We start from the raw sequence: 8,004 nt of genomic DNA, 5'->3' as shown, positions 1-8,004 counted from the left end.
AGGGCTGGTGGGCACGGCGCGAGCGGATGCCTTTGCGGCCAAGCTGTCCGCGCTGGAAGCGGCGCGGGAGCTGGCCCGGACGCTTCGCCTGTCGCCCACAGAGCTGGCGCGGCGGGGGCTGCGGATCAATCAGGATGGCGTGGCGCGGAGCGCCATGGACCTGCTGGCCTATCCGGAGATCGGGCTGACCGAGATCGGCGATATTTGGCCCGAACTCGGCACGTTGCCCGCCGATGTCGGAGAGCAGCTTGAGATCGACGCGCAATATGCCGGCTATCTCGACCGGCAGGAGAGCGATATCCGGGCTTTCCGGAAGGACGAGGGGCTGGCGCTCCCGTCGGACCTCGACTATGCCGCGATTCCCGGCCTCTCCAACGAAGTCCGGCTGAAGCTTGGGACCGCCCGGCCCGCCACCCTGGGCCAGGCGGCGAGGGTGGATGGCGTCACGCCGGCGGCTCTGACGACCCTCCTGATGTATGTGCGGCAATGGACTCGTCATACAGCTTGAGGGGTAGGGCTCGGCATGACCCAACATCTAGTGCAAGTCTTTGACGCGGAGTCCTTTTCGGCGGCGGCATCTGTTTCACGTGAAACAATGGCGGGGCTGCTGACCTATGAGACGCTGCTCCGGAAGTGGCAGGGCTCGATCAATCTTGTCGCCTCGTCGAGTCTGGCCGAGGTATGGAACAGGCATTTTCTGGATAGCGCTCAACTTGTTCCGCTCGCACCGACGGCGCGGAGCTGGGTCGATATCGGGAGCGGGGCGGGATTTCCCGGCCTCGTGGTCGCCATCATGCTGGCGGGCAGGCCGGGATTCCGGATGCATCTGATCGAAAGCGACCAGAAGAAATCCGTTTTCATGCGGGAAGTGATCCGGGCGACCGGCGCGCCCGCCATCGTCCACACGATGCGGATTGAAGAATTCGGGGCGAGGGGCGAGGTCGCTTCGCCCGACATTATCAGCGCCCGGGCATTGGCACCTTTGCCCCGGTTGCTCGACTGGACCTCATCTTTCTGGGGAAAAGATACGATCGGGCTCTTCCTGAAGGGCCAGGGGGTCGCTGCCGAATTGACGGAGTCGGCAAAAGATTGGATATTTGACAGTGAAGCCATTGCCAGCCAATCCGATCCATCCGGAACGGTGCTGAAGCTCTGGGGGCTCCGACATGCAAATACCGGACTCGAGCGCTGATCTTACCTCCATCGGAGCGCAAGCCGCTTCGGCCGGAAATGTCCTGACGCAGCCGGAGGGGCCTCGCCCCCGCATCCTGGTTCTCGCCAATCAGAAGGGCGGTGTCGGCAAGACGACAACCGCCATTAATCTGGGTACGGCGCTTGCCGCCGTCGGCGAGCGGGTGCTGATTGTCGATCTCGATCCGCAAGGCAATGCCAGCACGGGTCTCGGCATCGGCCGGGCGGAGCGCAAGGTCTCGGCCTATGATGTGCTGATCGGCGCGGCGCTGATCGAGGATGCCGTGGTGCCGACGAAAGTACCGGGGCTCGATATTGTTCCGTCCACGATGGATCTGCTGGGTGCCGAGCTCGAACTCGCGTCCGTGCCCCGGCGATCGCATCGGCTGCGCGACGCGCTGGCGCGGATGCCGCGTGCCGGCAAGGCCCGCAATGGAAGCGAGAAGGAAGCAGCGCTGACCGCGCGTCCTTATACTTATCTGCTGATCGATTGTCCGCCCTCGCTCAATCTCTTGACCATCAATGCGATGACGGCTGCCGACGCGGTGCTCGTGCCATTGCAATGCGAGTTCTTCGCGCTGGAAGGTTTGAGCCAGTTGCTGCGGACCGTCGAGCGCGTCAAGTCGAGCCTCAATCCGCGCCTCGAAATCCAGGGCGTCGTGCTGACAATGTACGACCAGCGCAACAAGCTGTCGGATCAGGTTGCATCCGACGTGCGCCAGCATCTGGGCGAGAAGGTTTATCGCACCGTGATCCCGCGCAATGTGCGGATTTCCGAGGCGCCGTCCTATGGCAAGCCGGCACTGGTCTATGATCACCGTTGCGCCGGCAGCAAGGCCTATATGAAGCTGGCATCCGAGCTCATCCAGCGCGAACGTGCCTTGCGTCGTCCAGCCGCCTGAAACGTTATATGATCGGACCCTCGTTGGGCCCCGGCGGTCGCCCGCTTTAAGAATTCCTGTTAATGCAAAGTAACGATTTGGATTTCAGTCATACAAGGTAGTGCTGCCGGGTTTCGACCCTAGGCGTTCTGTCATGGATGGCCGGTCGTAGTCAGACTTTCGAGGCCATACCGTGAGTTCAGTGAGAAAGACCGTGTTGGGTTTCGAGCGGCAAGAGGGGACGAGAGAGGAAGAGATGATGGCAGAGGAAAGTCCGAGCCGGCTTGGACGCGGCCTCGCGGCGCTGATCGGCGACGACGCGGCCTATGCGCTGGGCGACGCGAATGCGCCGGCGCCGCGCGGTGTGCGCGAGGTGCCGATCGAGTTCCTGCGTCCCAACCCGTTTCAGCCGCGGCATACTTTCCGCGAGGAAGACCTTGTCGACCTCGCCAATTCGATCCGCGAAAAAGGCATCCTGCAGCCGATCGTCGTGCGTCCGGTCGCGGGCGACGCGAACGCCTTCGAGATCGTGGCCGGCGAACGGCGCTGGCGGGCGGCGCAGCGCGCGCAGCTCCATCAGGTTCCGATCATCGTCAAGGAACTGACGGATGCCGAGTCGCTTGAAATCGCAATCATTGAAAACGTTCAGCGCGCAGACCTCAATGCGATCGAGGAAGCGGCCGGCTATGATCGTCTCGCCGCCCAGTTCAGCTATACCCAGGAACAGCTCTCGAAGCTGATCGGCAAGAGCCGCAGCCATGTCGCCAACACGCTTCGCCTGCTCTCGCTTCCGGATGGCGTCCGCTCGCTGATCGAGCAGGGCAAGTTGACAGCCGGCCATGCCCGTCCCTTGATCGGCGTCGACAATGCGGAGGCGCTCGCCGCCGAGATCGTCGCCAGGGGCCTGAGCGTCCGCGAGGCCGAAGCCCTGTCGCGCAAGGCGACCACGGGCTCCGAGGCGCCGCGCCGCGCGAGCCCCTCGTCACCGCGCGCCGAAAAGGACACGGACACGCTGGCGCTCGAACGCAACATCTCCGAGCAGCTCGGGCTCAAGGTCGAGATCGGCTTTTCGGGCGACAAGGGCGGCGAGGTGCGCATCGAGTACAAGACGCTCGAACAGCTCGACGAGATTTGCCGCCGGCTCGCCGGCCGGGGCGGTCCCCGCATCAGCAATCTCAATTAATTTCGCTATTTGACGCAGTTTCGCGAAGGATTTTGTTCGCTCTCGGCTAACGGCGACCCATTCTTGCGGCTTGGGCGATGCGCATCAGCGTCTGCCCGCAAATCGCCTCTTCGGGCAGGCCTGTCGTCTTGCACTGAATCTCCGCTTCGAGAAGCAGGCCCAGCGCCTTGTCGAGACGGCGGCGGTTCCAGAGCGAGACCTGACGGCGGACGGCGCCTGCGCGGCTGAAATGAACCGGCGGCCGGATCGAGCGGATCGCGCTGTCGGCCGGCGTGCCGGTTTCGACATCGGCCAGCACCAGGTGAAGCTGCTGCATGTGCCGGGTCAGCGCGTTGATCAGCGCGATCGGGTGGGCGTCGGCGCTGCGGGCCCGGGCAAGGGCGATGTCGAGGGCGGGAAGGTCGCCGCCCGCCGCCGCATCGACCACCTCGTCGAGGCTCGATCCGGCATTGTCGCCGATGCAGGCGCGGGCATCCTCCAGCGTCACGCTCCGCTTCTCGCCCTTCGGGACGGGCCCCATATAGAGCGCGAGCTTTTCGAGTTCGTTCAGCGTCACGCCGCGATCGCTGCCGAGATGGGCATTCAGATATTCGAGAGCCGCCGGATCGGGTACGAGATCGTCCTTGCCGAGCTGGCCGCGGATCACGTTCTCGAGCGCCGCCGCGTCGTCGGCATAGCAGGGAAGGGCGGCGGCATTGTCCGCCTCCTCGAAGAGCTTGCGCAGGCTCGAGCGCGGCCCGAGATCGCCGCCCTCGACGACGACCAGCGCGTCGCCGGCGGGATCGGCCAGAAAGCCGTCGAAGATTTTCGAGACGCTGTCGCCGGCGCCGCGCACACGCACCACGCGACGGCCGCCCAGCATCGAGATCGCGGCCGCTTCGTCGGCGAGCCGGGCCGGGTCCTGACGGATGTCGCCGTCCGAAAGCTCGGCGATGCGGAACGGATCGGCGAGATCGTCGACGACGCTCCGGGCCAGCGCGTTCATCCGTTCACGGACGAGGCCGGCATCCGGCCCGTAGACCAGCACGGCCCGGACTTTTGCATCCGGCTTGCGGGCGAACCTGTCGGCGTCCTGCGGCTTGATCTTCAAGGCGGCGCCTATTCGGCGCTCGCCGCCTGTGGCAGCTGACGGTCGAAAAAGATGCTGAGCTGCAGCTTGATATCGTCCGCCACCGCTTCGGCGGTGCGCTTTTCCGCATCCTTCGCGGCGGTCAGGTTCGCGAATTCGGATTCGACGCGGTTGTAGGAGGAGCGCGACCGGGCCGTCGAGCGGTAGACGGTCTTGCCCTTGGCGTTGTCGACCAGGGTGAAAGGCACGACGAGCACGAAATTGGCGCGCGTCACGGCGGCGTCCTGCTGCACGGCCACATCCTGCGTATAGGCGGTGGGTGTCAGCACCAGCTTGTAGGCGGCATTGGCCGGCGCGTAGCCCGTCTCGCTCAGGCGGTCGAGAAGGCTGTATTTCAGCGCCCGGCCCGTCGAGTTCTCGGGCGCCGAGACATCGATGTCGGCGAGCTTGTTGATGGCGCTCTCCGCCCCGCGATCGGCATAGAGCGGCCGGAAGCCGCAGCCCGCGATCGGCAGCGCGGCGGCGAGGACGACAAGCAACAGGCTCTTGCGCAGGTTGAACATAGGTTCAGACCACGATGTTGACGATCTTGCCGGGAACCACGATGACCTTGCGGACGGTTTTCCCATCGATGGCCTTCTCCACTTTCTCGAGGGCGAGCGCCGCGCGCTCGACCGTCGCATTGTCCGCGTCGCGGGAGATGGTGAGTTCGTCCCGGCGCTTGCCGTTCACCTGAACGGCGATCGTGACGGAGTCTTTCACGAGGAGGGCAGGGTCGGCAACCGGCCATGCAGCATCGACGATCAGTCCCTCATGGCCGAGGAGCTGCCAGCCCTCTTCGGCCAGATGCGGCATCATCGGCGCAATGACCAGAACGAGCCGTTCGAGCGCCTCGCGGATCGCCCAGCCGAGAGAGGCATCGAAGCCTTCCGCCTGCCAGGTCTGGCCGTTGACGACTGTCGCCAGCGCGTTCACCAGCTCATAGACGTTCGCAACCGCCACATTGAAGCGCAGGTTCTCGATATTGTCCTCGATCGCGGCGCTGGCCTGGTGAACGGTCTGGCGCAACGCGATCGCTTCGGATGAAAGGCTTGCCGGAACGGGCGCGCCCGCCGCCGGAATGAAGGCCGGGCGGTCTTCGGCCTCGCCGATCAGCCGCCAGATGCGCTGGACGAGGCGCCAGGCGCCTTCGACGCCGCCTTGCGTCCATTCGCTGTCGCGTTCCGGCGGCGTATCCGACAGCATGAACCAGCGGGCGCAGTCGACGCCGTAGCTGTCGGCGACGATCTCCGGCGGGACCACGTTCTTCTTCGACTTCGACATCTTCTCGGGCGCGCCGACGGTCACCGGCGAGCGGTCGGCGAGCTTCACTGCCTTGCCGTCCGCCAGCTTCTCGACCTCTTCCGGAAAGAGCCACTGGCCGGATGCATCCTTGTAGGTCTCGTGGATGATCATGCCTTGCGTGAAGAGCCCGCCGAAGGGCTCCTTCACCGAAATGCGGCCGCAGGCCTCGAGGCCACGCGTGAAGAAACGCGCATAAAGGAGATGCAGGATCGCGTGTTCGATGCCGCCGATATACTGATCGACGGGCAACCAGTGGTCTGCGGCCTCTTTCGTCAAGGGAGCGGCGCCGGGCTCGCTGGCGAAGCGGGCGAAATACCAGGACGAATCCACGAAGGTGTCCATCGTGTCCGTCTCGCGCCGCGCCGGCTTGCCGCATGAGGGGCAGGGCACGTGCTTCCAGGTCGGATGGCGGTCGAGCGGATTGCCGGGGACGTCGAAGGTCACGTCCTCGGGCAATTTCACCGGCAGTTCGGCTTCGGGCACAGGCACCGGGCCGCAAGCCTCGCAATGCACGATCGGGATCGGGCAGCCCCAATAGCGCTGGCGCGAAACGCCCCAGTCGCGCAGACGGTAATTGACGGTGCCTTCGCCCTGGCCCGCCGCCTTCAGCTTGTCGATGGCCGCGCGCTTGGCCGCGTCGACGTCGAGACCGTCGAGGAAGCCGGAATTGATCGCGATGCCGTCGCCGGTGAAGGCGTCCTTGCCGGCCACGAGTTCAGCGCACCATCGGGCGAGCGCATCCTTGTCGGCGGCGACATCCTTCGGCGCGACCACTGGCAGGATCGGCAACCCGTATTTCTTCGCGAAGTCGAAATCGCGCTGGTCATGGGCCGGGCAGGCGAAGATCGCGCCCGTGCCGTAATCCATCAGCACGAAATTCGCCACATAGACCGGCACCGTCGCGCCTTCGATGAAAGGATGGCGGGCGGTGAGCGGCGTTTTGTAGCCCTTCTTCTCGGCCGTCTCGATCGCCTCGGCGCTGGTGCCGAGGCGCTTGCAATCGGCGATGAAGGCTTGCAGCTCCGCATTGCCCTCGGCGAGCTTCGCCGTCAGCGGATGATCCGGCGAGAGCGCGCAGAAGGAGGCGCCGTAAAGCGTGTCCGGCCGCGTCGTGTAAATCTCGAGCTTGTAGTCGGGCTCGCCGGCGACGCCTTCGATCGGCCAGAAGACGCGCGCGCCTTCCGAGCGGCCGATCCAGTTCTTCTGCATGATGCGGACTTTTTCCGGCCAGCGCGGCAGGTCGTCCAGCGCCGTGAGAAGGTCGTCGGCAAAGTGCGTGATACGGAAGAACCATTGCGACAGGCGGCGGCGCTCGACCGGCGCGCCGGAGCGCCAGCCGCGGCCGTCGATCACCTGCTCGTTCGCCAGCACCGTATTGTCGACGGGGTCCCAGTTGACTTCGCTTTCCTTGCGGTAGACGAGGCCGGCCTTCAGGAACTCGATGAAGATCTTCTGCTGTTCGGCGTAATAGGAAGGATCGCAGGTTGCGATTTCGCGCGCCCAGTCGAGCGACAGGCCGAGCAGTTTCAGCTGCGACTTCATCGCCGCGATATTCTCATAGGTCCAGGCCTTGGGGTGGACCTTGCGTTCCATCGCCGCGTTCTCGGCGGGGAGGCCGAAGGCATCCCAGCCCATCGGATGCAGGACGTTGAAGCCCTTCATGCGCTTGAAGCGCGCGACGACGTCGCCCATCACATAGTTGCGGCCATGGCCGATATGGATGCGGCCGGAGGGGTAGGGGAACATCTCGAGCACGTAGTACTTCGGGCGCGGATCGTCGTTCCGTGTACGGAAGCTCTCGCGGTCCTCCCAGACCTTCTGCCATTTCGGTTCGCTTGCGCGGGCGTTGTAACGTGTCGACATTTTTGAATGCTGGCTGGAATACTGGTTTGCGAACAGGAGAAGTTGAAAAATGCGGGCGTCAGAAACGCATGCGGGTCACCCTTGGCAATGCTGCCAGGCGGCGACCCGCGCGAGACGCGAAATGACGGCCTCTGTTACTTGTCGTCGCCCGCTTCGGTGGTGCTGATGCGAAGCTGACGGGCGCGGACCAGAATGGCGTTCTCGATCTTGGGGCCGGTCTCGGGATCGGCGGCCGCGTCTTCCCAACCGCCTGACGAGGTACCGCGCGTCTGGCGGAACACGGCAACCTTGACGCCGTCGGCGCGCAGGCGGCGATCCATGATGTAGATCGTCAGCTTGAAGCGCTCATTGGGCGTCTTCGGGTCCTGGTACCAGTCGGTGATGATGACGCCGCCAAAGGGATCGGCCGAGGCGAGCGGCATGAAGGAAATGGTGTCGAGCGAGGCGCGCCACAGGAAGCTGTTGATGCCGAT

General features: G+C 64.7%; 7 protein-coding genes and 1 pseudogene. 4 read left to right on the top strand and 4 right to left on the bottom strand.

The window, feature by feature from the left end; translation table 11 throughout:
• The 4 genes and pseudogenes from VMR03_RS08245 to VMR03_RS08230 all read left to right on the top strand — a co-directional run.
• A pseudogene (locus VMR03_RS08245) lies at positions 1-508 on the top strand (tRNA uridine-5-carboxymethylaminomethyl(34) synthesis enzyme MnmG); the annotation flags it as partial.
• 87 nt (positions 509-595) lie between these two features.
• Entirely contained in the window at positions 596-1,192 is a 597-nt protein-coding gene (gene rsmG, locus VMR03_RS08240) for a 16S rRNA (guanine(527)-N(7))-methyltransferase RsmG (RefSeq protein ID WP_325404091.1), read from the top strand.
• The gene (locus VMR03_RS08235; RefSeq protein ID WP_325404095.1) at positions 1,173-2,093 is read left to right on the top strand and encodes a ParA family protein; all 921 of its coding nucleotides are present in this window, start codon (positions 1,173-1,175) and stop codon (positions 2,091-2,093) included. Before rsmG ends, VMR03_RS08235 begins: the two co-directional genes overlap by 20 nt.
• Positions 2,094-2,331: 238 nt before the next feature.
• Positions 2,332-3,255 (top strand): ParB/RepB/Spo0J family partition protein, encoded by a 924-nt coding sequence (locus tag VMR03_RS08230; protein WP_325404093.1) that lies wholly within the window; start codon positions 2,332-2,334, stop codon positions 3,253-3,255.
• A 46-nt stretch (positions 3,256-3,301) separates the two neighbouring features.
• Here VMR03_RS08230 and holA read toward each other — a convergent pair whose 3' ends face one another.
• The 4 genes from holA to VMR03_RS08210 form a co-directional block, all read right to left on the bottom strand.
• Positions 3,302-4,345 (bottom strand): DNA polymerase III subunit delta, encoded by a 1,044-nt coding sequence (gene holA / locus VMR03_RS08225; protein WP_325404089.1) that lies wholly within the window; start codon positions 4,343-4,345, stop codon positions 3,302-3,304.
• Between the two features lie 8 nt (positions 4,346-4,353).
• The gene (locus tag VMR03_RS08220) at positions 4,354-4,887 is read right to left on the bottom strand and encodes an LPS assembly lipoprotein LptE (RefSeq protein ID WP_325404087.1); all 534 of its coding nucleotides are present in this window, start codon (positions 4,885-4,887) and stop codon (positions 4,354-4,356) included.
• Positions 4,888-4,891: 4 nt separating this feature from the next.
• Complete coding sequence (gene leuS, locus VMR03_RS08215) at positions 4,892-7,531, bottom strand: leucine--tRNA ligase (RefSeq protein WP_325404085.1); 2,640 nt, start codon at positions 7,529-7,531, stop codon at positions 4,892-4,894.
• 134 nt (positions 7,532-7,665) lie between these two features.
• Positions 7,666-8,004, bottom strand: a 339-nt coding sequence (locus tag VMR03_RS08210; RefSeq protein WP_325404083.1) for a DUF3576 domain-containing protein, incomplete at its 5' end; no start/stop codon positions are given.

It is taken from the genome of Parvibaculum sp., from assembly GCF_035511255.1.
GTDB lineage: Bacteria > Pseudomonadota > Alphaproteobacteria > Parvibaculales > Parvibaculaceae > Parvibaculum.
Note: the sequence above shows the minus strand (reverse complement) of the source record. Positions and strands in the feature narration are given on the sequence as shown.